Genomic DNA, 25,386 nt, shown 5'->3' with positions numbered 1-25,386 from the left:
TGGCCCAACTGCCAACAGGATGTCGTCGCAAAGTCACCGCATTTTAAGCTGGCCGCATGGATCGCGACAGGGGGCATGGCGGGATTTGCGCCGCTCCTGGAGTGAAACCCAGCGTGCATAGCACGCGAATCCCGCCGCGCCGGCACGCAGGTTCCGGTGCAAGAGGTATGGAACAACCATGTAGGCGCGCCGTTCGGACAATGCGTCCCCCCGCAAACGTCCGAGGCCTTCCCATGTATCACCACGTCAAGAAGCTGATGTTCACCGTCCGTGTCGACGAGCCCGATCCGCGCTTCGGCAATATGCTGCTGGAACAGTTCGGCGGAGCCAATGGCGAGCTTGCCGCCGCCATGCAGTACTCGATCCAGGGCCTCAATTGCGAGGACCCCGACCGCAAAGATCTGTTGATGGACATCGGCACCGAGGAGCTCAGCCATCTCGAGGTGGTCGGCACGCTCGCCCGCATGCATCTCAAGCCCGCCAAGTTCGACCGCGAGGCCGCCGAGGCCGACCCGTTGATCGCGATCGCCGGCGGCGGCGGCGTCAATCTGTTCAACTCGCAGGGCAACCCGTGGACCGCCGATTATTTGAAGATCACCGGCGAGCTCGATGTCGACCTGCGCAGCAACATCGCCGCCGAAGCCCGCGCCAAGATCGTTTATGAGCGGCTGATCAATTTCACCGACGACGCCGGCACCAAGGACGCGCTGCAGTTCCTGATGACGCGCGAGATCACCCACATGAAGGCCTTCGCGCTGGCGCTGGAGAGCATGAACAAGCCGGCCTTCAGCGTCGGCCGCATCGCGCCGACCCCGGGCCTGGTCGATCAGTTCTTCAACGATTCCACCGGGTCGGGCGACCACGGCGAGATCGACACCCGCGGCCCATGGAACGAGGGCGGCGACTGGGTGTTCACGGAATCGCCGGCGATCCAGGCCGGCGAGAACGGCGCGTCCAGTGCGATCGTCACCGAGAGCTCGCCGCCGGCCGACGAGGCGGGCCTTGGCGATCTCCTGATCGAGGAGCTCAGAGACATCCTGCACGCCGAGAAGCAGCTCACCAAGGCGCTGCCGAAGATGGCCGAGGCCGCGCGCTTCGATCAGCTGCGTGAGCTGTTCGAGCAGCATCTGGTGGAGACCGAAGCGCAGATCGAGCGCATCAACGAGTGCTTCGAACTGCTCGGCAAGACCCCGCGTGCAAAGCCGTGCAAGGGCATGATGGGCCTGGTCGAGGAGGGCCAGGAGATCATCGCGCAAGGCGAGGACAAGGAGGACGCCGCCGCTGATCTGGCCTTGATCGGTGCCGCCCAGCGTGTCGAGCATTACGAGATGTCCGGCTACACCACCGCGCGCAACCTCGCCTCGCAGCTCCGCCACAGCGCCGTCGTTGCGCTCTTGTCGAAGTCGCTGGCCGAGGAGGAGAACGCCGACCAGCTTCTCAACCAGGTCGCGCGCTCGCTGATGTCGGTTGCCAAGATGCCGGCCGCGATCGAGCAGGCGTAGTCGAGAGTCGGGCGGATGAGCGAAGCGTCATCCGCCGCTTTACGAACGAAGACGGCGGGTTACGCCTTCGGCTAACCCGCCCTACGCATCCGCTGTGTCGTCGCGCGCAGCTCGGCCTCCAGCGTCCTTCGAGACGCCCGCCTTCGGCGGGCTCCTCAGGACGAGGACCATTTTCCCGGTGAGATATCACCCCTCATGGTGAGGAGCGCCGTCTTCGGCGCGTCTCGAACCATGAGGCCCGGACGTGCATGTGATATGCCGTCGCCGTGCCTGGACAGCGAGCTTCATCGACGATGCTGTGAGATCCCATTGCTCACCACGAATACCGCACCACGCCCTTGCCGCCATAGCTGCGGCTGATGCTGGCGAACTCGCCGTCGAAGGTCAGGGCAGCCGACCAGTTGCTCATCCACTTCATCTCCGCCGTCGCGCTGACCAGCGCGCGGTCGGCGGCCTGCTGCGCGCCGTTGACGACGAAGCTCGCGCCAGGCAGCGTCTGGAAGGTCGGCGTCAGCGTGCGACCGGTCGTGTAGTCGTGGGCCCAGGCGAAGCGGCCGCGCAAGGTCAGCACTCCCTCAGGCATCGCGAACGCCTTGTCGGTGCGCAGGCCGAGCTCGCTGCGCGGCGCGGTCGCGCTGCGTGCGCCGTAAGCGAGCGCAAACGTGTTGGCGCCGGTCACCGCCTGCTCGGCATAGGCCGGCAGGTCGTAGGTCGTGAACTGTCCGGCCGCATAGGGCGTCAGGCCGATGCCGGCCGCCGGCCAGATCACGCGATAGCCACCTTCGAGACGGCCGGACCAGGCGTTCGCCTTGAACTGCGCGCGCAGCTGATCGATGCCGGCCACCGTGACGGTGCGGTTGGTGGTGACGTCCTGCCAGCCATAGGCGAGCGCCGCGGTGATGTAGGCCGGGCCGATGGTGTGACGGACGAAGCCGCCGGCCTGGAACAGGTCGGAGCGTCCGGAGCCCAGCGCGTTGGCGACGCTGAAGCTGGTGCCGCCGCCGGCCATCGCGAAGCCGGCCACTGTGTTCGGCGACAGCCGGTAGTCGAAGCCGACCGCTGTGCCGTAGAGGTTGGAGGTGGTGGTGTTCGAGCCGAGCGCGGCATTGCCGTCGGTGGTCTGCGAGCCGCCGAACGCTGCAGCCCACACGCTCCAGCGCCGCGCGAACGGATCGGCCATCGGCGCCTTGGTCACCATCGCATAGGCCTCCCGCTCGGCGCCCTTGCGGCCGCGTCCGGTCGCCGCATAGGCATTTGCCAAGCTGCCCTCGTCAGCGAACGCCGGCGCGCCGGTCGGCGGCACGCCCTCGCCGCGGCCGGCGCCGAACGGATCGGTCATCACGCCCATGAACTGCGTCATCGCGTTGAACGTGGTCTGCTGCGAGCCCGTCGCCGCCTCGCCGGAAAGCTGGCTGAGGCCGGCCGGCGTCAGCCCGCCGAACACCAGTGGAATGCTGCCATTGCTGTTGAAGTAGTTGATGATGGTGTTGGCGACGTTGGCCTGGTTGGTGTTGAAGCTGCCCGACGGCTGCGCAAATGCCAGCGTGAGGTTGAGATAGACGTTGTTGGCGTCATAGGAGAGATTAGTCGAGAAGCCTGCGGGCAGGTTGGTGTTGGTCACGCCGGAGAAGGTGCCGGTGACGCCGCCGCTGGTCTGCAGAATGGTGTACTGCTTGGCCGCGTAGGTGCCGGCCGCGAAGCTCGCCGTCACGCTGGCGCCGCCGAGCGTGGCAGCCGCCGCGGTCGTCTTCGACGCGGTGGTGGGATCGACCTGCACCAGGTACATCGCGCCGCTGGCAAAGGCGAGGCTGCCCTGCACGGCGAGCGTGGTGCCGGCGACGCCGGAGCCCGGCGCCAGGGTGCCGCCGCTGGCGACCGTCACGCTGTTGATCGTGCCGATTCCGCCGAGCGTGGCGCCGCTGCTCACGGTGGTCGCGGAGTTCGATAGCGTGCCGTTGACCAGCAGCGTGCCGGCATTGACGCTGGTCGCGCCGCTGTAGCTGTTGGTGCCGCCGAGCGCGAGCGTGCCGACGCCGGTCTTGGTGACCCCGCCTTCGCCGGCGATGTTGCCCTGCGTGGTCTGGGTGCTGCCGCCGAACGTGGTGGTGCCGGAGTCGATCTGGAACGTCACGATTTGCGTGGCGCCGTTGATGTAGAGGTCCTGGCCCTTCGGCGCGGTCGGCGAGCCGCCGGTGCCGGCCTGCGTGGTGTTGCCGCTGAAGCTCGTCGAGGTTTTGACCGTCAAGGTCGCGCCGTCCATCACGAACACCGCGCCGCCATAGCTAGCGCCGCCGGAGCCGGGGCCGTTGTTGCCGAAGCCGCCGGCACCGGCGCCATAGCCTGCCGCGCCGCCCACGCCTGCGACGCCGCCGCTGCCGCCGCCGAAGCCGCCGCCGCCACCACCACCGCCGAAGCCGCCGGCGCCACCGGCGCCGCCATCGAACGTGTTGGTCGCGGCGCCGCCGCCACCACCGCCGCCGCCGGTCCCGCCGGCGCCGCCGGTGCCGCCATTGGAGATGTTGTTGCCACCGCCGGTGCCGGCCACGCCGCCGCCGCCCGGAAACAGCGTCGACGATGCGCCGACACCGCCGGGGCCACCCGTGCCGCTGCCGTTCGGCGGGGTGCCACCGGTGCCGCCGTTCAGCGCGCCGCCGCCGGCGCCGCCGGAATTCGCACCGGACACGCCGCCATTGCCGCCGACCGCCGCGTTGTTGGTGAAGGTCACGCTGTCGATGATGACATTGGCGCCGGCCGCCACGAACAGGCCGCCGCCCGCGCCGAGGCCGCCACCGCCGCCGCCGTCACCGCCGCTGCCGCCATTGCCGCCGCGCGCGCGCATCGCGTTGATGGTCAGGTTCGAGATCGACACGATGGGCGAGTTGGTGCCGCTGACCTGGATGCCCTGATAGGTCGAGGCGCCATCGACGGTATTGTTGTTGCCGGTGATGTTCACCGTGACATTGCTGGCATTGGCCACCAGCGCGCTCAGCGAGCTCGTCAGCGTGAAACCGGCGGTGAAGTTGATGCTGACGGTCGAGTTCGCACCAGCGGCAGCGACCGCCGCCACAGCGGTATTCCAGTCGGCTTGCGATGCGACGTCGAGCGCATGCGCGCTGCTGCTGATGGCGATCAGCGCGGTGGTTGCGAGGAAAGCCGTTCGCCAGCTGTGGCGCGTCCGATTCCCCGTGACGGAATGAGTACGTGAAGGGGCGGCGATCATTTGCAAGGACATCAATGCCTCGACGACGGATCAGCAGTGCTGATTGCTGACGCGAAAAAAGACTCTGAAATAGCGCGCCGACGCTATCGTCCCTGCGGCTGCAATTCACGCGCGTGTGTGATGAATTGTGTGCCCCCGTTACGCCTTATTTACGATTGTTGCCGAACGGCGACAGAGTTTGCATGCAGGTCTACATACGCGCGGTATCGCGAGAGTGTCTCAATACCGACCTGCGTGTTGCGCCCGTAACTTTACGGGATCGTCTGGCGCGCTGAATCGCTCGGTGTCACGAGAGGGCCGCCATGTCGGAAGCGACCGGATTCGGCGCGCGATGAACTCGCCCCGGGTCTCCGCGTCGTGATGGCCGGGCTCGTCCCGGCCATCCACGTCATTCGGCGTTCAAGGACGACGTCGCTGCCCAGGCCTGGCCGTGCGGCCTCGTTCGTGAAAGCGGCTCAGACCTCGGAGGCACGCCGCACCAATGACCTCGCGAGGCGCGTGTCGCGACAGTCCTGCATCGTCCCCCGCGATGGCGCTGCGCGTAAGCCGGCCGTTGCTCTATTCGGTGTAGCTCCGCCACCGCTCCGCCCGCCGGACATGCACCGGCGTCAGGCAGCGCCTCGCACGACTGATCTGCGCATCGGTGGCGCCGCGGCTGCGCGCATACATCTCGGCGACCTCCGCCGTGTACTTCTCGACGTAGTAGCGAACCTCCGAGCACGACATCCGCGTCTCCGCAGCTGCCTCGTTGGCCGCCTGCGCCCCGGGCGCCATCGCAAGCATCAACAGCCCCGCAGCCGTCACTCCCCGCAACATCGACATCTCCCCATTGTCGTCATCAGCTGCTAACAGGCGTGACTCGAAGCGCGGGCACAAATTAACAATGACCGGCGCGTGACATCGCGCGCGGACTGTTGCTCGACGGTGTCAGTTGTTCCTGGATCGGAACTGGCGCGTTGAAGGCGCGGTGCCATCAGCGAAGCGCCATCTCTCTCTCTCTCCGCGGCAGTTCAACATCCGTCCAGTCATCAGCGCGCGTCGTCGATCAGGCTCTCTCTCCGGAATCCGTAGTCCCGAGCGCCGATGCGAGGCGCCGTCCGGCCACGTCCTGGTCGCCCCTCATCGCATCGTGCGCATGGAGTCCGGGGTGGCCCTGCGTGCGCTCCGGAATGGCGGCAATGGGGCCGGCGAGCGCAATTGCCAAACTCCGGCACGACGCTCTAATCTCCTGCGCTCATGGCCCTCATGCTTTCTCCTCGGCACGCAGCGCAATTCGCCGACACCGGCGCGTTGCATCTGGCAGCGGCGCTCGATGCGCCGGCCTTGCACGACCTCACCGCCGCGCTCTCCGGCCACGCGCCGGCGCAGGCCGGCACGCGGCTGCACGGCGTCGCGGGATTGACTCCATGGCTTGCCCATGACGGCCCGGTCGGCCGCGCCGCGGCCGCCGTTCTTGGTCGTGCCGCGCGGCCGGTCCGCGCCGTCTATTTCGATAAGACCACGCAGGCCAATTGGGCCGTGCCGTGGCATCAGGACCGCACCATCGTGGTCCGCGACCGCATCGACGTCGCCGGCTTCGGCCCCTGGACGATCAAGGGCGGCCTGCAGCATGTTGCGCCGCCGATCGAGGTTCTGGCGCGCATGGTCACCCTGCGTGTCCATCTCGACGCCGTGCCGGACGGCAACGCGCCGCTGCTGATCGCCCCCGGCTCGCATCGCCTCGGCCGCATCCCGGAAGCCGACGTGCCCAACGTCGTCGCGCGCTGCGGCACCGTCATCTGCCGCGCCGAGCCGGGCGACATCTGGCTCTACGCCACGCCGATCCTGCACGCATCAGAACCATCCGTGCAGCCGGGACATCGCCGCGTGCTGCAGGTGGATTTTGCCGCGGACGGATTGCCGGGCGGACTGGAGTGGCTTGGAGTTTGAGCAAACAGAGGAGGGCGGATGAGCGCAGCGTAGTCCGCCATTGGTCCCTCGCGGAAGCATGGCGGGCTACGCTGACGCCAACCCACCCGACGCCCTGGGCTATTGCCCCATGCGGGCCTTCATCGCAGCGACCTCCTTCGGATGGCTGTTATTCCAGGCATCGCGGCAGGTGCGGTAGGGTTCTGCCTTCGCGGCCGGGACGGTGTAGGCACGCCACTCGGCATAGGTAAATTTGTACTTGGCCATGCAGGCGCGTGCGCCTGGCGTACTGTTCTCGCCCTCCCAGGCGAGCGCCGGGCTGGAAACAATAAGACCAAGAAAAGCGATTGCTGCTAATTTCATGTTCTGCTCCATGCTCATCATGAGCACGAACTCGCTACACGTCGAATCGTGGCGCTGCAATCGGAGGTTCTGAAGTCGTCCGCGGCTCACCCGACCGGTTTTGCGGCGGCTGAGCGGCCGCGGCTGCTCGGTCTGCTGATGAGAAGAGTAGGGCGGATGAGCGAAGCGCAATCCGCCATTGGCTCCCACGGAGACATGGCGGGTTGCGCTGGCGCCAACCCGCTCGACGCGCCGCCGGATATCATCGACTACTTGCGGAGGAGCGACTACTTGCCGAGGATCTTCTCGGCAGCCGTCACGATGCTGACCGTCGGATGCTCGGCGCAATACGTACCGAACTTCTTGGCGTTCGCGACGAACTCCTCGGTGTCGAACAGCGCTTCGTCCTGGTCGCCCTTGTACCAGCCGTCCAGCCAGATCAGCACCATCTTGATGGTGTCGTCGCCGCTCTCGACGAACTGCTTGCAGCTCATGGTCGAGAGATCGAGAACGACGGCGGACGCCGGAGCGGGGGACAGCAGGAGGGCGGCGGCAAACAGCGGCGCAACGAGGAATTTCATGAGACGTCTCCGAATGGATGTGATGAAAAACAATGAACTATGCAGGGCGTTACCAATCCCTTCGCAGATCGACCTGAAAGACATGGTCTCGATCGCTACGGAACGGCAGGGCTAGCACTGGCCGGATCGCGCTCGGAAGTCAAGGATTGCGGTGGCCGGGGACGGCGGCCCGATGCGCCCGTCGGGCAAATCACGTTAATCCGAAGACGGCGTGTCAATGGATTCTGGAAAACATAAATCGCTTGGCTGTCACCCCAAATCAGCACTATGGTCCGCGCATCCCGTTGCACGGTAGGGGACGGTTCGCGGTCGTCACGGACGTTGGCAGCGGGATGCGGTGGACGCGGGCGGGCGGCGTGCTGATAGCACGGACGAACGTCAGGCTCGCGGACGGTGAAGGCGCGTGGTTCTGATACTCCGACGCTAGTATCAACTCGGCGACGACGCTGACGCGTCGCGCAGGGGATGGTGGCCAGAAAGCCGGCGCACCAGGAAGAGCGCGCGATAGCCCGTTAAAACCATCGCGTGGGGAAGGCCGGGTCTGTCCGGCTAGACCTGTGGTGACTGCCGCCTGCTTTTTTTCTGCAGGCGGGCCACGGGCCTCAGCCGAGGCCCGGCCTTCCTCGCGCCCTCCATCTCGTGAGGGCGGGACTGATGGCATAGCTCGGGCGCGGCAGGCGTCGCGAGAGCGCGGATGCTCATCTCATCGCGACAGGTTGTTTAATGGTGTCGGTCCATGACTGCAACGCGTGTAGGGCAGGGTGCGCGTCACAACCTCAACTGTCGTCCCGGCCTTGAGCCGGGACCCATAACCCCAGGGAGGCGTGTGGGGCACGATGGTGGAGCAATCTCGCCCAGCCACGATGGCCGGTGGGTATGGGTCCCGGGTCAAGCCCGGGACGACATCGAGTTTTGGAGCGCCGGCGCCTCACGCCACCAGCACGGCCTCTGCCGCGAGCACCGCATCGGCGCCGTCGGTGACGGTCTTTTCCAGCGACGGGGCCTGCACCGCAAAGGTCTCGGCGAAGAACCTTGCGAGCGCCACATGACGCGCGCCATCCGTCTCGTTCTCGCTGCGCGCGGCCAGCGCTTCGTTCGCCAGCATGCAGCCGCCGAGCGTCGAGCCGAACAGGCGCAGATAAGGCGTCGCGCCGGCCAGCGCATCGTTCGGGCGGGTCGCCAGCTTTTCCAGGAGCCAGCGGCTGGAGCGGTCGAGCGCGCCCAGCGCGTCGCGCAGCTTGGTGCCGGTGGTGCCGAACGCCGGATCGTTCGAGGCCTCGACGCGGCGGACGATGTCGGTGAGCTCGTCGAGCAGCTTGAACACCGAGGCGCCGCCATTGGCGCCGAGCTTGCGGGTGACGAGGTCGATCGCCTGGATGCCGTTGGTGCCTTCGTAGATCGCGGTGATGCGGGCGTCGCGATAATGCTGCGCGGCGCCGGTTTCCTCGATGAAGCCCATGCCGCCATGGATCTGCACGCCGAGATAGGCGACCTCGTTGCCGATGTCGGTGGAGAACGCCTTTGCGATCGGCGTCAGCAGCGCGCCGCGCGCGGCGGCCTCCGCACGGACTGCCGGATCCTTGGCGCGGACGGACACGTCGAGCGCCACCGCCGTGGCGTAGCAGATCGAGCGCGAGGCGGCGGTGAGGACGCGCATCTGCATCAGCATGCGCTTGACGTCGGGATGGGCGATGATCGCGTCCGAGCCGGTCGCCTTGCTGCCGACCGCGCGGCCCTGCTTGCGCTCCTGCGCGTAGGCCAGCGCCTGCTGATAGGCGCGATCGGCGACGCCGACGCCCTCGAGACCGACGCCGAGACGCGCTTGGTTCATCATCGTGAACATGCAGCGCATGCCGGCATTCTCTTCGCCGATCAGATAGCCGATGGCGCCGCCATTGTCGCCCATCGTCATGGTGCAGGTCGGCGAGGCGTGCATGCCGAGCTTGTGCTCGACGCCGGTGGCGTAGATGTCGTTGCGGGCGCCGAGCGAGCCGTCCTTGTTGACGAGGAATTTCGGGATCAGGAAGAGCGAGATGCCCTTGGTGCCGGCCGGCGCATCCGGCAGCCGCGCGAGCACGAAATGCACGATGTTGTCGGTCATGTCGTGCTCGCCATAGGTGATGAAGATCTTGGCGCCGCTGATCCGGTAGGTGCCGTCGGCGGCGCGCTCGGCGCGGGTGCGGAGCGCGCCGACATCGGAGCCGGCCTGCGGCTCGGTCAGCTGCATCGTGCCGGTCCATTCGCCGGAGATCAGCTTGCCGAGATAGATGTCTTTCAGCTCGTCGCTGCCATGGGCGTCGAGCGCCTCGATGGCGGAGAGGGTCAGCAGCGGGCACAGGCCGAAGGCGACATTGGCCGCGCTCCAGATCTCGGTGCAGGCGGCGTTGATGGCGAGCGGCAGGCCCTGGCCGCCATGCGCCTCAGGACCGGAGACCGCGTTCCAGCCGGCCTCGGTCCAGCGCTTGTAGGCGTCGGGCCAACCCGGCGCGGTCGTGACCTTCTTGTCGGCGAGCTTCACGCCATTCTTGTCACCGACCTTGTTCAGCGGCGCGAGTACGTCGGAGGCGAACTTGCCGGCTTCCTCGAGCACGGCTGTGGTGATGTCGGGGTCGAAATCGCCGTAATGGCCGGCCTCGACCGCCGCCTTCAGCCCGGCGCCGTGGTTGAGGGCGAGCAGCATGTCGTTGAGCGGGGCGCGATAGGTCATGGCGTGTCCTCGGGGGCTTGGAAAGTCTGCCGGTTTGGCCGCCGTCATCCCATGAAACCGCCCGGGCCTCAACTTTTTCGCGGACCGCTGCGGCGGGCCGCCGCGGGGCCACCGGCGGGGCGGAATAAGAGCTTGCCCGCATTGACGAATTGGCCCTGCTCCCGGATCACCGGGAGGATGGGCAAAATTCCTGCGGCGCAGCGGTTGAAATGGGCGGGCGCGCTCTGTAGACCACGGACGCCGATCCGGAATCGCCTGGCGCCGACGCGCCACGCCGACCCGGCTGACCTGATGGGGCGTAGCCAAGCGGTAAGGCAGCGGATTTTGATTCCGCCATTCGGAGGTTCGATCCCTCCCGCCCCAGCCAGCCTAAGTTTTTGTTATGGCTGTCTAAAATTGCAGCCTCTTGTCGGGTGTGAACTCGCATTTGGAAAGCCCGCGTCGCCCTTATTGGGAAATTCTGTCCTCGTTTCGTTTTTTCCGCAAATGCGTGGAGGGGCGGATCCGCCTCAGGCTGCACGACAGCTCCGGTTCAACGGCATCCGCAAGGCCGACGGCCAGAAGCTGTTCGATCTCTTCCAGTCCTATATCACCGCGCCGGAGAACACCGTGCGCTGGCGCTGGAAGGCCGGCGACATCAAGGCGAACTCCGTCCAGAACCAGCCTTATCTCGACAATCAGAAGGCCGACCGCGGCTACAAGATCGAGCCCGTCGGCCTGACCGTGAACTTCCCGATCGGCGTCTATTCCAAGCGCCACAAGGACTGGGCCGAGGTGCCGGATGGCGGCAAGGTCTCCATCCCCAACGATCCGACCAATGGCGGCCGCCTGCTGCTGCTCTTGTGCGACAAGGGCATGATCAAGCTCAAGGACGGCGTTGGCTTCAAGCCGACGGTGCTCGACATCACCGACAATCCGAAGAAGCCAAAATTCGTGGAGGTCGACGCCGCCCAGTCACCGTGCTGCCGAGCTGGTGAGCGATTGAGGACCGGGCCGGAAGGTCTCCTCCGGCCCGCGCTTCCGTTCCAGCTCCTCAACTCAGATCCCGGGGTGACGCTTGTGCCAGTCGGTCGCGCGCTGAAACGCATCGCCTGCGCGGACGAGACCAGCTTCGTCGAAATGACGGCCGACGAACTGGAAGCCCACCGGTCCGCCATTCGCGGCAAAGCCGCCGGGCAACGTCACGGTCGGACTTCCCGTCATGTCGAACGGGCAGGTGAAACGAAGCAGGCCGCCGATCAGCGAGGCATCCTCGCCAAGCGTTGCCATCTTGGCGAGGCTCGGTGCCGCAAAGGCCTGCGCCGGAACTGCAAGGAGGTCGACCGACTCGAACAGCACGCGGACTGCGCCGCGAAACGCTTCGCGCCGAAGTACGATCTTCTGATAGTCCATGCCGGATTGCTGCCGGCCAAGATCCAACAGACCCGCGAGCCCAGGACCATACTCGTCCTTGCGCGCGGGATAGGTGTCCTCGTGCGCGACCGCGGCCTCGATGCCGCAAAGCGGGAACCAGTCGTCAATGACCGCCCGGGGATCGGGGAAATTGATCTCCTTGATCTCGGCGCCGAGTTCGGCCGCCACACGCAGGCCTTCGGCCAGCACCGCGGCTGCGTCGCTGTCGGTGCCTTCGCTCGTCCAGCGCCTGTCGATCCCAATCGTCACGCCTCGGAGGTCGCCGGAGAGATTGGCGAGATAGTTCGGCACGGGCAGCGGCACCGAGGTCGTATCCTTGGGATCCTGACCTGCGATGGCGCCGAGGATGGCCCCGCAATCCACCGCGCTGCGTGCCATCGGACCGATGTGATCGAGCGTCGCCGCGAGCTCGAACGCGCCATAACGGCTGACACGTCCCCAGGTTGGCTTGAGCCCGGTCACGCCATTGGCCGCAGACGGAAAGCGGATCGAGCCGCCGGTGTCCGTGCCGAGCGAGCCGAAGCAGAGGCCTGCGGCAGTGGCGGCACCTGAACCGCTCGAGGATGCGCCGGGCCAGAGATCTGCGTTCCAGGGATTTTTGGGCGGATCGATCTTCGGATGATGATCGGCGTAGGCACCTTCGGTCTGTTGCAGCTTGCCGAGGATGACCGCGCCGGCATCCTTGAGCCGCGCGACCACCGTGGCGTCCTCGGCCGGACGAAAGTCGTGATGAATTGTCATGCCGTGCGCCGCCGGCGCGCCCTTGGCCCAGCAGAGATCCTTCACCGCCACGGGCACGCCGTGCAGCGGCCCCCGGATCTTGCCGGCTGCAATCTCCTGTTCGGCTGCGGCGGCCTCTGCGAGTGCCGACTCGGCCATCACATAGGCGAAGCTCTTGAGCTTGCCGTCGAGCTTCTCGATCCGTCCAAGCATGGCCTTGGTCACCTCGACCGGCGACAACGCCTTGGCCTGAATTTTCTGCCCGACGTCGACGAGTCCGAGATAGTGGAGATCTGTTGCTGCCATGGTTCTTCATCCTCTTTGGTACGATCATGCATGCTCGCACTCGGCCGCCACAGTTTTGGGACGCGGGCACATCAAGCGGTTTGAAACTGCAAACCTTGCGAACTCTTCAGCGCAGGCGCTGCGGCATGCGGCGATGGCAAATCTCACGGCTTGCGCAGTCCGCGAACGAGTGCGCCCAGGCGCGACAGTGCGACGTCGAGCAGCAAGCCAACGGCGTTGAGGCGCTGCGGTTGGTCGCGTGCAGCCTGGTTTGTCGCGCCCGAGAGGTAGCTGTCGCAGTTTTGCGCGAATGTCGTCGTGATGCGCGACGCCAGATCGCGCACGAGCCCATCCCGTGCGATCTGTGCCAGCGGACCGGAGAGGCTGTAGCCGATCGTGAGCAGGACGCGGGTTTTTCGTCCGTCGTCGATCGGCACCATGCGCCAGCTGATCTGTCCGGAGGTCGAGGTGCGGCTCTTCTGGTCCCGTCCCGTGCCGATGAGGCGGCCCGACAAATTCGTCTCGTCGCGGTCAATTCGTGCAGAACCGCGGAACGCAGCCGCCAGCGGGCCGATGGCCACCCGGATCTCACCTTCGATGCAATCCGGAGCCGGCATGTCCGTGATGGTCGCGCCGGGAAAGCATGCAGCCAGGGTCCTGGCGTCGCCGAAGAGCGTGAAGACCTGCTCGGGCGCGGCGTTCACCGTGAAGGAGGCATCGAAGCTTTTGGCGGGAATGACGTCGGGAACATCGAGCGTGGCAACGGCAGCGCCGGAGGAGAGCTTGATGTCCGTCATCACCGGCATTGACGGCGACGTTGTCGGGATCGTGTTCGGATGAGATCCCACGGGACCGAGAGACGTCCGTCCCGCGCCGATCACGGCTGCGATGCCCCGTTGCCGTCGCGCTTCGATCACAGCGCGGATAGCGCGCACGATTCCGGCATAGCCGGTGCACCGGCAGAGATTGCCGCTCAGCCCAACACGGATCGCCTGCTCGTCGGCATCGTCGAGACGCAGCACGAGGTCGCGTGCCGACATGATCATGCCGGGCGTGCAATAGCCGCATTGCAAGGCATGCTCGCGCGCAAACGCCGTGCGCAGCTCGGCGGCGATCTCATCCTCATCAAGGCCTTCGATCGTCGTGATGGCAGCGCCAGCGCAGGCCACGGCGAACGTGATGCAGGAACGCGCTGGAGCGCCGTCGAGCAGCAGCGTGCAGGCGCCGCAGACGCCGTGCTCGCAGCCGAGATGTGTCCCGGTCAGGTCGAGCTGATCGCGCAGAACATCGGCGAGATGTGTACGCGGTTCGACGGTTGGCTCGATCGCGTTGCCGTTGACGGTGAGTTGGATCGTCGTCATGCGGTCGCCTCCGCGATCGCCCGCGCGAGCACGCTCACATGGATGTGCCGGGCGGCCGGATCGGTTACGCCGGCCTGCATCAGCAGGCGATCGGCGAGGGCGCGATCGAACTGCTGGGTGAGATGGGTGGTCGCGCCGCCGAACAGGGATGAATCGTTGACGACGATCGGCGTCGTGTCGATGGCGCCGATGACGATGCGATTGCGTACTTTGTCAGGCTCGATCAGGACGGCGCCCATCGCATGGGCGAATTCACCAGGTTTGCGACAGGCCTTGGCGTAGCCGAAGCGTGCCGTTGATGACAGCGAGGGGATGCGGATCGCGGTGACCAGTTCGCCTGGACGCAGCGCCGTCTGCAGCGCGCCTTGGATGAACTCCGCCACAGCAAGGTCGCGCTGTCCTGCGGCCCCTGTCAGTTGCACGCTGGCGCCGAGGGCCGTGAGCGTCGTCACCCAGTCGGCGGCCGGGTCGGCATGACCGAGCGAGCCGCCGATGGTGCCGCGGTTGCGGACAGCGCGATAGGCGATGCCACGGGCGATCCGCGGCAACACGCCATGGGTCACGTCGGGGAGGCGGCCGTCCTCGATGTCGGCATGGGTGACGCAGGCGCCGATCACGAGCGCGTCGCCATCGTGCTCGATCGTACGAAGCTCGGCAATGCTGGCGATGTCGATGATGAGCGGCGGCTGCACGAGGCGCAGATTGAGCATCGGGCCGAGCGACTGTCCGCCGGCCATGATCCTGGCTTCGCCCTCGGCCTTCGCGAGCAGGCCAAGTGCGTCGCGGACGCTTTTGGGACGCTCATAGTTGAAGGAGGCGGCCTTCACGGTGAGCTCGCCTGTTTCGCTGCCAGCACCGCCGCGACGATGCGGTGTGGCGACAGCGGCGACTGCATCAGCTCCGCGCCCAGCGGCCGCAGCGCGTCGTTGACGGCGTTGGCGATCGCGGCGGGCGGCGCGATTGCGCCGCCTTCGCCGATGCCCTTGACGCCGAACATCGTGTAGGGCGACGGCGTCTCCATGTGAAACAGGCGAGGCTCCGGGACTTCGGTCGGACCCGGCAGCAGGTAGTCCGCCAAGGTCGTCGCCAGCGGCTGCGCGGCCTCGTCGAACGGCATCTCTTCGTACAGCGCTGTGCCGATGCCCTGCGCGAGACCGCCGAGAATCTGGCCGTCGACGATCATCGGATTGACGAGCACGCCGCCATCCTCGACGATGACGTAGTCGAGCAGCTCGACCTCGCCGAGATCCGGATCGACGGCAACAGTCACGGCATGCGCCGCGTAGGAGAAGGTGCCACTGTCGCGCACCGGCTTGTAGCCGCCGGTGACCTCGAGCCCAGAGGGATCGACATCGTTGGGAAGATCCTGCGGCCGGCGGTACCAGGTGTGCGCGATCTCGGCGAGGCCCACGCTGCCATTCGGTCCGCAGGCGCGGCCCTCGCGCCACGTGACCGCCTCGGGCGCGAGCTGCAGCAGCTTGGCGCCGATGCGCGTGGCCCGCGCGACGAGCTGTTCGCAGGCGGTGCCCACGGCGCCGCCGGCCATCACCATCGACCGCGAGCCCCAGGTGCCGGTCGAGTAGGGCGTCATCGCTGTGTCGCCGAGGATGACGCGGATCTTGTCGGGATCGACGCCGAGGATCTCGTGCGCGACCTGGGCGAGCGTCGTCTCCAGCCCCTGGCCGTGGGAATGCACGCCGACGCGCAGCTCGAGGCCCCCGTCAGGCGTTAGCCGTGCGGTGGCCTGCTCATGGCCGGGCACCATCGGGATGCCCCAGCCGGCATAGACGGAGGTGCCATGCGCGGCCTGCTCGCAATAGATCGAGACGCCGGTGCCGATCAGCCGGCCATCCGGCTCGCCGCGCTGCTGCCGTGCTCGCACGGCGGGGACATCGATCGCCGTCAGCGCGCGCCGCAGTGCGCCGGGATAGTCGCCGCTGTCGAAATGCTTGTTGGTGATGTTGTCGAACGGCATGTCCTGCGGCTGCACCAGATTGCGCAGCCGGACCTCGCCGGGTTCGAGCCCGGCCTCGGCCGCGACCGCGTCGAGCAGCAGCTCGAGGGCGAAGCAGACGCCAGTGCGGGCCACGCCGCGATAGGGCAGGATCGGGCATTTGTTGGTCGCGACCGAATAGGTCCGGCAGCGATAGGCCGGCATTCGGTACGGGCCCGGCAGGATGCTCGCGATCTGCGCCGCTTCGAGGCAGGCGGAGAACGGATAGGACGAGTAGGCGCCGGAATCGACGGTGGCCACGCAGTCGATGCCGCGCAGCCGGCCGTCGCGGTCGGCATAGACGGTGATGTTGTAGGCGTGCTCGCGGCAATTCGCGCTGGCGCTCAGATGCTCGCGCCGGTCCTCGAGCCAGCGCACCGTCCAGCCCTTGTGCATGGCGAGCCAGCTCAGGCAGACTTCCTCGGGCAGCAGGATGCCCTTGTGGCCGAAGCCGCCGCCGATGTCAGGCGCGATGATGCGGATGCAGCCCTGCTCGATGCCGAGGCAGTCGGACAGGCCGTTGCGCACGATGTGCGGCATCTGCGAGCCGGTGTAGAGTGTGAGCTGATCGAGCCGGTGATCGAAGGTCGCGACGACGCCGCGGCCCTCCAGCGGCGCCATGCACTGGCGCGCCGTCGAGATCTCGCGCGTCACCTTGATCGGCGCGTCCAGCGCCGCTGAGATGTCGACCTCGAAATTCGTTTCCAGGAAGACGTTGTCGCCCCAGTGCTCGTGCACCAGTGCGCTGCCGGGGTCGCGCGCCAGCCGCATGTCGTGCACCGCCGGCAGCGGCTCCAGGTCGAGCTCGACGGAAGCGGCGATGTCCTCGGCCTCGGCGCGGCTGCGCGCGACGCACATCGCCACGAGCTCCCCGACATGGCGCACCTTGCCCACAGCCAGCACCGGCTGCTCGGAGATCTTGAAGCCGGGCAGGCCGGAGACGGCGCGGATCGGCTTGATGCCTGTGAGGTCGTCGGCCGTGAACACGACGTCGCGATATTCAGCGGGAACGTGGATCGCCTTGATCCTGGCATGCGCGATCGGACTGCGCACGAAAGCGACGTCCTTCAATCCCGGCAGTCTGATGTCGGCGACATACTGACCGCGGCCGCGCAGAAAGCGGTCGTCCTCCTTGCGCAGCAGCCGCGCGCCGACGCCGCGCGGCGCGCGATCATCCGGGACGGTCGGCGCCGTGTCCGTCACGTCAGGCCGCGACCGCTGCGGGCAGGATCGGCGCCGTCGCGTCGTGGCGGATTCCGGCGCGCAGGCAGAACACCGGCTGCAGCAGCTTCTCGGCGATCACCTCGGTTTTCTCATTGTCGCGCAGCACGAAACGGCCCTGCTGCTCGCGGAGCACGCTGATATCGGCCGCCATGCCAGGGCGCAGAGCGCCGATCTGATCGGAGAGGCCGAGCATCGCGGCGGGATTCGACGTCACCATCGGCACGACCTGCTCCAAGGTCAGGCCGAGCGCGACCATCGAGCTCATCGCCTGCACGAGGCTGAACTTGGCCTGGCCCGCGAACGGATGGTTCTCGTCGTCCGCATGTTCGTCCGGCGTGCCCGCGGGCGCCGGCACATGGGTGTTGTAGCCGTGGATGTCGGCGCCGAGCGTATGCGGCACGATGCCAGCGTCGATAGCCTTGCGCGCCAGCCGGTAGGAGAAGTGACTGCCATGGCCGACGTCGACCTTGAGCCCGCGATCGAGCGCGGCCTGGATCACCGGATGCACCTCGCCTTTGGTGTTGACGAAGCCGCCGGGATGCCGCGTGAACGGATGCGCCAGCACATCGCCGGGGCGCAGCAGCGGGATCACGCGCTCCAGGATGGTGTCGACGTCCTCGCCGTTGGTGCCGCTCGCGGGCAGGCCCCATAGCTGGCCGAAATGGACGTAGACGGGAAGCTCCGCGCGGCGGCCGATCTCGGCCGCCATCTCGATGACGCGGATGCCCCAGCGCGCGAAGCCGCCGATCTCGGCATGCGCCTTGATGCCGCGAACGAGGTCGCGGTTGGCGACCGCGGATTTCACCGTGGCGTCGATGTCGACGCAGTCGGGACGATAGAGGTCAGGGTAGTAGTGGCCTTCCAGGCCGCCGACGAGATAGGCCGACAGGAACGCATAGACGCGCGATTGCGCGGCCTCGGCGACGAAGTGCCGGAAGCCGGGCAGGGTCATGCAGGACGGCCCGCCCTGGTCGATCAGGCTGGTGACGCCCGACTGTACGCCGACCATGTCGGCGTTCATGCCGAAGCGGCCGGTGACGTATTGATAGACATGGGCGTGGGTGTCGATCAGGCCCGGCAGCACGAGCTGGCCGGTGACGTCGACGACGTCCTTGGCGCTGGTCGGCAGGATGTCGGATTGAACGGCCGCGATGCGGCCGTTGCGGATGGCGACGTCTCTCAAGCCATCGATGCCGGAGGCGGGGTCAATGACGCGGCCACCACGCAGCAGCAGGTCGAATGAGGCGCTCACGGACATGCAAGGTCTCCTTTCCAGGGCGCGTAGTGATCCCGGTCAAAGCCTTCTTCGACGAGCCGGCACGGATGATGGACCGACCCATTTACGAAGCATGCTTCGCATTACATCAAGATCCGTGCCATAGACAGCTTCAAATAGATGCAGCGTGATGAGCGCTTATGCGGGAGCCGTTCGATGGCAGGAAGGAACAAGCCGAAAGCCGATGGGTCATCCTGGCCGCTCGAGGAGCGTCCGGGCTATCTGATCCGGCGCCTGCACCAGATTCACGTCGCGCTGTTCCAGGAGAAGTGCGCCGCCTACGAGATCACGCCATTGCAGTACAGCCTGTTGACGGCGCTGGCGAAACGGGGAACGGCGGATCAGACCGCGCTGGCCCACGATATCGCCCTCGACCGGACCACTACGACCGGCGCGCTGAAGCGGCTGCAGGCGCGCGGCCTGATCGATCGCAGCGTTGGTCCGCACGACCGGCGGTCGCGCACCTGCCGTTTGACCCGCTCCGGGCTCGCATTGCTGCGAAAGATCGAGCGGCCGGCACGGGCGGCGCATCTTGCAACGGTCGCGGATCTGACAAAGGCCGATCAGAGGCGGTTCATTGCCATGATGCAGGCGATTGTCGCTGCACAGGGGCAAAAACTCGATGCGACACGCTCTCCGGACTGACGGCGCCAGATGGTGATGATCTCCGATTAGATAATGGGCACTTTGCTGCCCGAAAAGCAGTGCGTCATCGGTGAGCGCTATCCAGTCCGGCGTCGGTTGCCACAACTACGAAGCATGCTCCGCATTGTTGCGCTGCGGTGCTTTGTCCGCAAACGGCGCATTTGGCAGCTCAATTTCGACGAATGTCGTCGTGGGAGCCGGCGCGTAGACGCCGCGCTCCGCGCGCTAGCCCGGCGTCTGGCATGTCCCTTGCTGATACTTCCAACGACAGCTGCGCAAAAGCCGCGGCAGAATGAATCCGGGGCGGCGACACCGATGTCGCCGCGCGTGGAGTGAGCGATGCGATATCTGCCGCGGCGCGAGCCGCCGACCATTGCTTTGACCGTCGGCGTTCGTTCGACGCGATGCTTCGCGCACGATGGGAGGAAGGCGCCGTGACGTCCGAGCATGCTGATGCCATCGCAACACGCTTCGGAGATGGCGGCCCCGATGGCGGCGACGTCGAGCCCAATGCGTTCCTGCGCGGCGTGCTGTCGCGCAAGACGGTGCGCCGCTACAGCGACCAGATGCCGGAGGAGGGACTGCTCGACCTGCTCGTCGCCTGCGCGCTGAGCGCCTCGGCCAAGTCGGATTTCCAGCAGGCTTCGGTGATGCGCGTGCGCGATGCGGAGAAGCGTACTGCGATCGGCAAGCTGTTCCCGAGCATGCCATGGATCGGAGCGTCGCCGGTGTTCTTCGTGTTTCTTGGTGATGCGCGGCGGCTGCAGCGGATCGGCGAGCTGCGCGGCAAGCCCGTCAAGAACGGAACCCTGGAGGGCTTCTTCAACGCCTCGGTCGACGCGGCGCTCGCGCTGCAGACGATGATCCTTTGCGCGGAGTCCGAGGGTCTCGGCACTTGTCCGATCAGCGTCATCCGCAACGAGATCGACACCGTCGCCAAGGTGCTGGAACTGCCCGACATGGTGTTCCCAGTCGCCGGCCTGTGTCTCGGCTATCCCGCGGGGGAGGGCCATGTCAGCCTTCGGCTGCCGCGCAGCATTACGACGCATGTCGACCGCTACGGCGACGATGCATTGCCTGCGGCGCTCGACGATTACGACCGTCGCCGCCATGCCCGGCATGCGATCCCGAAAGAGCAGCAGCGCGGCAATGCCGAGTTCGGCGAGGCCGAGTTCTACGGCTGGTCCGAGGACAAGGCGCGGCAGGCTGCGAAGGCCGAGGGCGCAGCCTTCCCGCCTTATCTGCGCGCGCACGGCTTCAGCTTCGACTGATCAGTTTCATATGAGGAGATGCGAGATGACCAAGCCTTCGTTTCCCCGCCTGTCGGCGCCGTCGCGGCGCGTCGCGCTGGCCGTGCTGGCCGCCGCGCTGACGCTGTCGGCCGCGTTCAATGCCAAGGCCGGCAGCATGGACGAGATCAAAAAGCGTGGCCTGATCGTCGCGACCGAGGACGATTTCCGTCCCTTCGAGTTCGTCAAGGACGGCAAGCCGACCGGCTTCGACAACGAGCTGATCGAGGATCTGCGCAAATATGCGCCGTTCGAGATCAAGCAGCAGATCCTGCCCTGGACCGGCATCCTGGCCGGCGTTTCCACCGGCAAATACGATGTCGCCATCACCGCGGCGATCATCACCAAGGAGCGCAAGAAGTCGCTCGACTTCACCAGCCCGATCGCCGACGCGACGCACTATTACGTCAAGCGCAAGGACGACAAGAGCATCAACGCGATCAAGGACCTCAGCGGCAAGACCGTCGGTGTCCAGGCCGGCAGCGCGCTGCTCGGCCGTCTGCCCGAGCTGAAGGACATGTTGGAGAAGGATGGCGGCAAGCTCGGCAAGGTGGTCGAATACACCTCGTATCCGGAAGCCTACCAGGATCTCGCGCTCGGCCGTGTCGACTACGTCGTCAACACCATCATCAACATCAAGGCGCTGGTCGCCGAGAAGCCGAACGTGTTTGCGGTCGGTCAGCCCGTTTCCGGCAAGTCCTATCCGGCCTGGGCGGTTGCCAAGGGCAACACGGAGCTGGTGGAGTTCCTGAACGGCTTCATCGCCAAGGAGAAGGAGACCGGCCGCTTCGCCGAGTTGCAGAAGAAATGGTTCGGCGAAGCCTTCCCGGATCTGCCGGTCACGTTCGAGCCGGAATTCTGACGGCGCGACGAGGGGCAGTCCATGTGCGGGTGGCGATCGATGCGTGCCCGTCTGCTTGACGGTGTGATCCTGCCCCGGGCGTGCTCGGCCGGGGCAGCGCGCCGGCCGCGTCGCTGCGCTGCGGATGTGTGGTCATGAGCACCGCCGACATCCTGGCCATCTTGCAGGGCGCCGTGGTCACGGTGACGCTGTCCTTCGTCGGCATCCTGATCGGGCTTCCCATCGGACTAGGCCTCGCGCTGTTGCGCTGGGCCGACGTGCCGGTGATCGCACGGATCGTCGCCGTCTATGTCTCGGTCCTGCGCGCGACGCCGCTCGTGACTCTGCTGCTGCTGCTGTTCTTCGCGCTGCCCAATGTCGGGATCGCGATCGGCCCGGTGTCGGCGGCGATCCTGGCGCTGGTGATGAATACCTCGGCGTTCAACTGCGAGGTCTGGCGCGCGGCCCTGATGAACTTCCCGAAAGAGCAGTACGAGGCCGCGCAGTCCGTCGGCATGCACGCGAGCCTGCGGTTCCGCCGCATCGTGCTGCCGCAGATCGTGCGGGTCAGTCTTCCCGGGCTCGTCAACGAGATGTCGCTGCTCATCAAGGTGACGCCGGTGCTGGCGGTCGTCGGCGTCGTCGACATCACGCGGGCGGCGGTGCGGATCGGCGCCGAGACCTACGAGCCGCTGCCGCCGTTCCTGGTGGCAATCGCCATGTATGCGCCGATCGTGTTTGCGCTGGTCTCCCTGCAGCGATTCATCGAGCGGCGTCAGCTCGCAGCCGAGGCCGCATGATCCGCGATTTCGCCATCGTCTGGAGCGAGCGGGATCTGCTGCTGAGCGGGCTCGGCAACACCACGATCCTCTCGGTGCTGTCGGCCATTGCAGGCCTCGTGATCGCGTTCGTGCTGACGCCGGCGCTGATGTCGAAGCGACGCTGGCTGGCGCTCGCCGTGCGCGTGTTCGTCGACGGCATGCGCTGCGTGCCGTTTCTGCTGTTCGCTTACATCGTCTATTATGGGTTGCCGTCGTTCGGCATCCGGCTCGACAATTGGAGCTCGGGGCTGGTGGCGCTGACAGTGTATCACGCCGCTTATCTGGCCGAGATCCTGCGCGGCGCCTGGGCTGCGCAGCCGCGCGAGCCGCTCGAGGCCGGGGTCGCCTTCGGCTTCTCAGGGCCACGCCTGTTCCGGCGCATCATCCTGCCGCCGCTGCTGCTCGCCGCGGGACCTATCATCGGCAACCAGATGATCCAGATCGTCAAGGACAGCGCCTTCCTCACCATCATCGCGTTGCCCGAGCTGACGCATGCGGCAAGCTCGATCCAGTCGCGTCACTACGTGCCGTTCGCCGCCTTCATCACAGCCGTGTTCCTCTATTGGGGGCTCTGCCTGATCATCGAGGCGGGGGTCAGCGGCATCGACCGGCTCGCGGCGGCGCGGCGCTGAGGGGAGCATGGGAATGACCAACGACATGGCCGTGCTCGACGTCGCCGGTATCTCCAAGCGCTTCGGCGACCTCCAGGTGCTGTCCGACATCAGCTTCACGGTGACGCGGGGCGAGACGGTCTGCGTGCTCGGCCCGTCCGGCTCCGGCAAGTCGACCCTGCTTCGCTGCATCAACTGGCTGGAGCGGCCCGACGCCGGCCAGATCTATCTCAATGGCGACCGCATCGGCATCAACAATGGCGGCGTGGTGATGTCCGATCGCGAGCTGTCGCGGGTCCGCACGCGGATCGGCATGGTGTTCCAGCATTTCGCGCTGTGGCCGCATTTGACCGTGCTGCAGAATCTCATGGAGGCACCGGTGCAGGTGCAGAAGCGCCCCGTGGCCGAGGTGCGCGAGGAAGCGATGGCGCTGCTCGCCAAGGTCGGGCTCTCCGACAAATGCGATGTGTTTCCGGCGCGGCTGTCCGGCGGGCAGAAGCAGCGCGTCGGCATTGCGCGTGCCTTGGCGATGAAGCCGGATGTGCTGCTGTTCGACGAGCCGACCAGTGCGCTCGATCCGGAACTGGTCGGCGAGGTGCTGCTGGTGATGCGCGAGCTCGCCCGCGAGGGCCGCACGATGGTGATCGTGACTCACGAGATGGGTTTTGCCCGCGACGCCGCCACCCGCATTCTGTTTATGGATCGCGGCCGCGTCGTCGAGACCGGCCGGCCGGAGCGCTTCTTCGTCAGCCCGGACACCGAGCGTGCGCGCCAGTTCATCCAGCGCTACGCCGCCGGGTAGTCAAGAGAACAGCGAGGACACGCCATGGATCCGATCTATCATCTCCTCCCCGACGCGCCAAAGCCGGTCACGCCCTACAGTCATGCGGTGCAGGCAGGTCCGTTCCTGTTCGTCACCGGCCAGCTCGCGACCGATCCCGACGACGACGCGCTGCCGCTGCCCGATGGCATCGAGGCGCAGACCCGCAAGGTAATGGACAATCTCGCGCGCGTGCTGAAGGGCTGCGGCATGAGCTTTGCGAACGTCGTGTTCGCCCGCATCTACCTGACCGATTTCAAGCGCGACTACGCGCCGATGAACGCGATCTTCTCGAGCCATTTCGACGATGCGCATCGGCCGGGCCGCACCACGATCGGCGTCTGCGATCTGGCGCGCGGCGGCATCGTCGAGATCGACATGGTCGCCTACAAGCCATGAGGGAGAGAGCGATGGATCCGATCGAGATTCCGGCCCGGCGCGGCAAGGCGGCCTTCGTTGCGGCCGGCCAGGTGGTCACCGTGATCAACACCCACGGCGAGCAGGTGGTCGACACCTGGGCCTTCAATCGCGCCGACCTCTCCGAGTTCATGTCGAACGAGCACACGCGGGCGCATTCGCTGCATTTGGTGCCGCGGCCGGGCGACGTGCTCCGGACTAACATGCGCCGGCCGATCCTGACCTTGATCGAGGACACCTCGGGCGGCATTCACGACACGCTGATCGCAGCCTGCGACCGCTATCGTTATGCGTTCCTCGGACATCAGGGCCACCACGACAATTGCACCGACAATCTGTTTGCCGGCATGGCCGAGCTCGGCCTGACGCCGCCGGAGGTGCCGAGCCCGCTCAACCTGTTCATGAACATTCCGTGGGATGCCGAGGGCACGCTCGGCTTCGCCGCGCCGCCGCGTCCCGTGCCCGGCGGCCATGTGTGCCTGCGCGCGGAGATGGATCTGGTGATCGCATTCTCCGCCTGTCCGCAGGACATCCTGCCGATCAACGGCAAGGCCGGGAAGCCGGTCGAGGCGCATTTCACGGTGACATCAGCATGAGCGGAGGAAGCAAGGCCGAGCGGGCCGCGGCCAACCGCCGCCGCTATGAGGAGCTGCGCGCGGCGGGGCAGGAGCTGAAGCAGCTGCCGCTGCCGACGCCGCTCGACGGCGCGCCGATTGCAACCGACGCGACTATCCAGACCGAGCAGGTTCCGCCCGGCTGGCACACGACGGTGCGGCTCTCGCGCGGCGAGGCGCTGCGCATCATCGATGATCACGGGCGTTCGAGCGTGTCGCTGCTGGCGTGGCGCAGCGAGGATTCGAGCGAGCGGATCAACTGCGCCGACACGGTGAAGGTGCAGTGGAGCGCAGCACTCTCGAAAGGCCGCATGATCTTGTCGGACATGGGACGGGTGCTGCTGTCGGTGATCGAGGATACCTCCGGCGCGCATGATCTTCTCGTCGGCGGCTCGACCGCGGACTCGACGCTTTCGGCCTATGGCGAGGTGACGCGCAACACGCAGGCGAACTTCATCTCCGCCGCTGCCAAGATCGGACTGGGCGTGCGCGACATCCCGCCGTGCGTGACCTTCTTTGCTCCCGTGACAACGGATACGACGGGACGCTTCGTCTGGCACGACGCGCGCAAGCGCGCCGGCGATTTCGTCGATCTGCGCGCCGAGATGAACCTGATCGTCGCGGTCTCCAACTGTGCCCATCCGCTCGACCCGGCGCGGCCGGCGGCGACCGCCCCGGTCACGCTGATCCGCCACCGCTTGCCGCCGCCCACAGCGGACGACGTCTGCCGCACAGCGTCGCCGGAAGCGGTACGCGCCTACGCCTTCACTGATCAGCTGTTCGCCTGAGGAGCACG

Annotated in this window: 21 protein-coding genes, 1 tRNA gene and 1 pseudogene; 13 read left to right on the top strand and 10 right to left on the bottom strand. The window is 66.6% G+C overall.

Going from position 1 to position 25,386, the window contains the following annotated elements; all coding sequences use genetic code 11:
- Positions 1-233 precede the first annotated feature (233 nt).
- On the top strand, positions 234-1,502 hold the full coding sequence (locus tag NLR35_RS07115) for a DUF892 family protein (protein WP_257165841.1): 1,269 nt from the start codon (positions 234-236) through the stop codon (positions 1,500-1,502).
- A gap of 313 nt (positions 1,503-1,815) precedes the next feature.
- Here NLR35_RS07115 and NLR35_RS07110 read toward each other — a convergent pair whose 3' ends face one another.
- Positions 1,816-4,734, bottom strand: a complete 2,919-nt coding sequence (locus tag NLR35_RS07110; protein ID WP_257165840.1) for an autotransporter domain-containing protein — start codon at positions 4,732-4,734, stop codon at positions 1,816-1,818.
- A 546-nt stretch (positions 4,735-5,280) separates the two neighbouring features.
- A complete protein-coding gene (locus NLR35_RS07105; protein WP_257165839.1) occupies positions 5,281-5,538 on the bottom strand; it encodes a hypothetical protein in 258 nt (85 codons plus the stop codon).
- 429 nt (positions 5,539-5,967) lie between these two features.
- On the opposite strand from NLR35_RS07105, the gene NLR35_RS07100 reads away from it, so the two are divergent.
- Entirely contained in the window at positions 5,968-6,651 is a 684-nt protein-coding gene (locus NLR35_RS07100; RefSeq protein ID WP_257165838.1) for a phytanoyl-CoA dioxygenase family protein, read from the top strand.
- Between the two features lie 99 nt (positions 6,652-6,750).
- On the opposite strand, the gene NLR35_RS07095 is transcribed toward NLR35_RS07100, so the two are convergent.
- The 3 genes from NLR35_RS07095 to NLR35_RS07085 all read right to left on the bottom strand — a co-directional run bounded on the left by NLR35_RS07095 (position 6,751) and on the right by NLR35_RS07085 (position 10,260).
- Entirely contained in the window at positions 6,751-7,164 is a 414-nt protein-coding gene (locus NLR35_RS07095; protein WP_257165837.1) for a hypothetical protein, read from the bottom strand.
- Positions 7,165-7,259: 95 nt separating this feature from the next.
- Entirely contained in the window at positions 7,260-7,553 is a 294-nt protein-coding gene (locus tag NLR35_RS07090; protein ID WP_257165836.1) for an HdeA family protein, read from the bottom strand.
- A gap of 928 nt (positions 7,554-8,481) precedes the next feature.
- Positions 8,482-10,260 carry an acyl-CoA dehydrogenase gene (locus tag NLR35_RS07085; protein WP_257165835.1) on the bottom strand — a complete coding sequence of 593 codons (1,779 nt, stop codon included), beginning with the start codon at positions 10,258-10,260 and terminating at the stop codon, positions 8,482-8,484.
- A gap of 292 nt (positions 10,261-10,552) precedes the next feature.
- Between NLR35_RS07085 and NLR35_RS07080 the strand changes: the two genes are divergently transcribed.
- Together NLR35_RS07080 and NLR35_RS07075 are read left to right on the top strand one after the other, a co-directional pair.
- Positions 10,553-10,627 (top strand) — tRNA-Gln (locus NLR35_RS07080).
- A gap of 260 nt (positions 10,628-10,887) precedes the next feature.
- A pseudogene (locus tag NLR35_RS07075) lies at positions 10,888-11,220 on the top strand (MetQ/NlpA family ABC transporter substrate-binding protein); the annotation flags it as partial.
- A gap of 78 nt (positions 11,221-11,298) precedes the next feature.
- On the opposite strand, the gene NLR35_RS07070 reads toward NLR35_RS07075, so the two are convergent.
- The 5 genes from NLR35_RS07070 to NLR35_RS07050 form a co-directional block, all read right to left on the bottom strand.
- Positions 11,299-12,699, bottom strand: a complete 1,401-nt coding sequence (locus NLR35_RS07070; RefSeq protein WP_257165834.1) for an amidase — start codon at positions 12,697-12,699, stop codon at positions 11,299-11,301.
- A gap of 143 nt (positions 12,700-12,842) precedes the next feature.
- Positions 12,843-14,039 (bottom strand): 2Fe-2S iron-sulfur cluster-binding protein, encoded by a 1,197-nt coding sequence (locus tag NLR35_RS07065; RefSeq protein ID WP_257165833.1) that lies wholly within the window; start codon positions 14,037-14,039, stop codon positions 12,843-12,845.
- The gene (locus NLR35_RS07060) at positions 14,036-14,866 is read right to left on the bottom strand and encodes an FAD binding domain-containing protein (RefSeq protein ID WP_257165832.1); all 831 of its coding nucleotides are present in this window, start codon (positions 14,864-14,866) and stop codon (positions 14,036-14,038) included. The genes NLR35_RS07065 and NLR35_RS07060 overlap by 4 nt, the downstream gene beginning before the upstream one ends.
- Positions 14,863-17,235 (bottom strand): xanthine dehydrogenase family protein molybdopterin-binding subunit, encoded by a 2,373-nt coding sequence (locus tag NLR35_RS07055; RefSeq protein ID WP_257165831.1) that lies wholly within the window; start codon positions 17,233-17,235, stop codon positions 14,863-14,865. The genes NLR35_RS07060 and NLR35_RS07055 overlap by 4 nt, the downstream gene beginning before the upstream one ends.
- Before the next feature lies 1 nt (position 17,236).
- The gene (locus NLR35_RS07050) at positions 17,237-18,514 is read right to left on the bottom strand and encodes an amidohydrolase/deacetylase family metallohydrolase (RefSeq protein WP_257165830.1); all 1,278 of its coding nucleotides are present in this window, start codon (positions 18,512-18,514) and stop codon (positions 17,237-17,239) included.
- Between the two features lie 174 nt (positions 18,515-18,688).
- On the opposite strand from NLR35_RS07050, the gene NLR35_RS07045 reads away from it, so the two are divergent.
- The 9 genes from NLR35_RS07045 to NLR35_RS07005 all read left to right on the top strand — a co-directional run bounded on the left by NLR35_RS07045 (position 18,689) and on the right by NLR35_RS07005 (position 25,378).
- Positions 18,689-19,177, top strand: a complete 489-nt coding sequence (locus NLR35_RS07045) for a MarR family winged helix-turn-helix transcriptional regulator (protein ID WP_257166147.1) — start codon at positions 18,689-18,691, stop codon at positions 19,175-19,177.
- A gap of 434 nt (positions 19,178-19,611) precedes the next feature.
- Entirely contained in the window at positions 19,612-20,448 is an 837-nt protein-coding gene (locus NLR35_RS07040; protein WP_257165829.1) for a nitroreductase family protein, read from the top strand.
- Between the two features lie 25 nt (positions 20,449-20,473).
- On the top strand, positions 20,474-21,328 hold the full coding sequence (locus NLR35_RS07035) for a transporter substrate-binding domain-containing protein (RefSeq protein ID WP_257165828.1): 855 nt from the start codon (positions 20,474-20,476) through the stop codon (positions 21,326-21,328).
- A gap of 134 nt (positions 21,329-21,462) precedes the next feature.
- Positions 21,463-22,107, top strand: a complete 645-nt coding sequence (locus tag NLR35_RS07030; RefSeq protein ID WP_257165827.1) for an amino acid ABC transporter permease — start codon at positions 21,463-21,465, stop codon at positions 22,105-22,107.
- Entirely contained in the window at positions 22,104-22,760 is a 657-nt protein-coding gene (locus NLR35_RS07025; protein WP_257165826.1) for an amino acid ABC transporter permease, read from the top strand. The genes NLR35_RS07030 and NLR35_RS07025 overlap by 4 nt, the downstream gene beginning before the upstream one ends.
- Positions 22,761-22,773: 13 nt before the next feature.
- Complete coding sequence (locus NLR35_RS07020) at positions 22,774-23,541, top strand: amino acid ABC transporter ATP-binding protein (RefSeq protein ID WP_306577290.1); 768 nt, start codon at positions 22,774-22,776, stop codon at positions 23,539-23,541.
- A gap of 24 nt (positions 23,542-23,565) precedes the next feature.
- Positions 23,566-23,958 (top strand): RidA family protein, encoded by a 393-nt coding sequence (locus NLR35_RS07015; protein ID WP_257165825.1) that lies wholly within the window; start codon positions 23,566-23,568, stop codon positions 23,956-23,958.
- A gap of 11 nt (positions 23,959-23,969) precedes the next feature.
- A complete protein-coding gene (locus NLR35_RS07010; protein WP_257165824.1) occupies positions 23,970-24,572 on the top strand; it encodes an urea carboxylase-associated family protein in 603 nt (200 codons plus the stop codon).
- On the top strand, positions 24,569-25,378 hold the full coding sequence (locus NLR35_RS07005; protein ID WP_257165823.1) for an urea amidolyase associated protein UAAP1: 810 nt from the start codon (positions 24,569-24,571) through the stop codon (positions 25,376-25,378). Before NLR35_RS07010 ends, NLR35_RS07005 begins: the two co-directional genes overlap by 4 nt.
- Positions 25,379-25,386: the final 8 nt, after the last annotated feature.

The sequence above is a fragment of the Bradyrhizobium sp. SRS-191 genome, from assembly GCF_024586915.1.
GTDB lineage: Bacteria > Pseudomonadota > Alphaproteobacteria > Rhizobiales > Xanthobacteraceae > Bradyrhizobium.
This window is presented reverse-complemented; position numbering and strand designations above follow the sequence as displayed.

What these genes read in the sequence shown, in the direction of transcription:
- NLR35_RS07115 (WP_257165841.1), top strand. Translation starts at nt 234, where the DNA reads ATGTATCACCACGTCAAGAAGCTGATGTTCACCGTCCGTGTCGACGAG.
- NLR35_RS07110 (WP_257165840.1), bottom strand. Translation starts at nt 4,734, where the DNA reads ATGTCCTTGCAAATGATCGCCGCCCCTTCACGTACTCATTCCGTCACG.
- NLR35_RS07105 (WP_257165839.1), bottom strand. Translation starts at nt 5,538, where the DNA reads ATGTTGCGGGGAGTGACGGCTGCGGGGCTGTTGATGCTTGCGATGGCG.
- NLR35_RS07100 (WP_257165838.1), top strand. Translation starts at nt 5,968, where the DNA reads ATGCTTTCTCCTCGGCACGCAGCGCAATTCGCCGACACCGGCGCGTTG.
- NLR35_RS07090 (WP_257165836.1), bottom strand. Translation starts at nt 7,553, where the DNA reads ATGAAATTCCTCGTTGCGCCGCTGTTTGCCGCCGCCCTCCTGCTGTCC.
- NLR35_RS07085 (WP_257165835.1), bottom strand. Translation starts at nt 10,260, where the DNA reads ATGACCTATCGCGCCCCGCTCAACGACATGCTGCTCGCCCTCAACCAC.
- NLR35_RS07070 (WP_257165834.1), bottom strand. Translation starts at nt 12,699, where the DNA reads ATGGCAGCAACAGATCTCCACTATCTCGGACTCGTCGACGTCGGGCAG.
- NLR35_RS07065 (WP_257165833.1), bottom strand. Translation starts at nt 14,039, where the DNA reads ATGACGACGATCCAACTCACCGTCAACGGCAACGCGATCGAGCCAACC.
- NLR35_RS07050 (WP_257165830.1), bottom strand. Translation starts at nt 18,514, where the DNA reads ATGTCCGTGAGCGCCTCATTCGACCTGCTGCTGCGTGGTGGCCGCGTC.
- NLR35_RS07045 (WP_257166147.1), top strand. Translation starts at nt 18,689, where the DNA reads ATGGCAGGAAGGAACAAGCCGAAAGCCGATGGGTCATCCTGGCCGCTC.
- NLR35_RS07035 (WP_257165828.1), top strand. Translation starts at nt 20,474, where the DNA reads ATGACCAAGCCTTCGTTTCCCCGCCTGTCGGCGCCGTCGCGGCGCGTC.
- NLR35_RS07030 (WP_257165827.1), top strand. Translation starts at nt 21,463, where the DNA reads ATGAGCACCGCCGACATCCTGGCCATCTTGCAGGGCGCCGTGGTCACG.
- NLR35_RS07025 (WP_257165826.1), top strand. Translation starts at nt 22,104, where the DNA reads ATGATCCGCGATTTCGCCATCGTCTGGAGCGAGCGGGATCTGCTGCTG.
- NLR35_RS07020 (WP_306577290.1), top strand. Translation starts at nt 22,774, where the DNA reads ATGACCAACGACATGGCCGTGCTCGACGTCGCCGGTATCTCCAAGCGC.
- NLR35_RS07015 (WP_257165825.1), top strand. Translation starts at nt 23,566, where the DNA reads ATGGATCCGATCTATCATCTCCTCCCCGACGCGCCAAAGCCGGTCACG.
- NLR35_RS07010 (WP_257165824.1), top strand. Translation starts at nt 23,970, where the DNA reads ATGGATCCGATCGAGATTCCGGCCCGGCGCGGCAAGGCGGCCTTCGTT.
- NLR35_RS07005 (WP_257165823.1), top strand. Translation starts at nt 24,569, where the DNA reads ATGAGCGGAGGAAGCAAGGCCGAGCGGGCCGCGGCCAACCGCCGCCGC.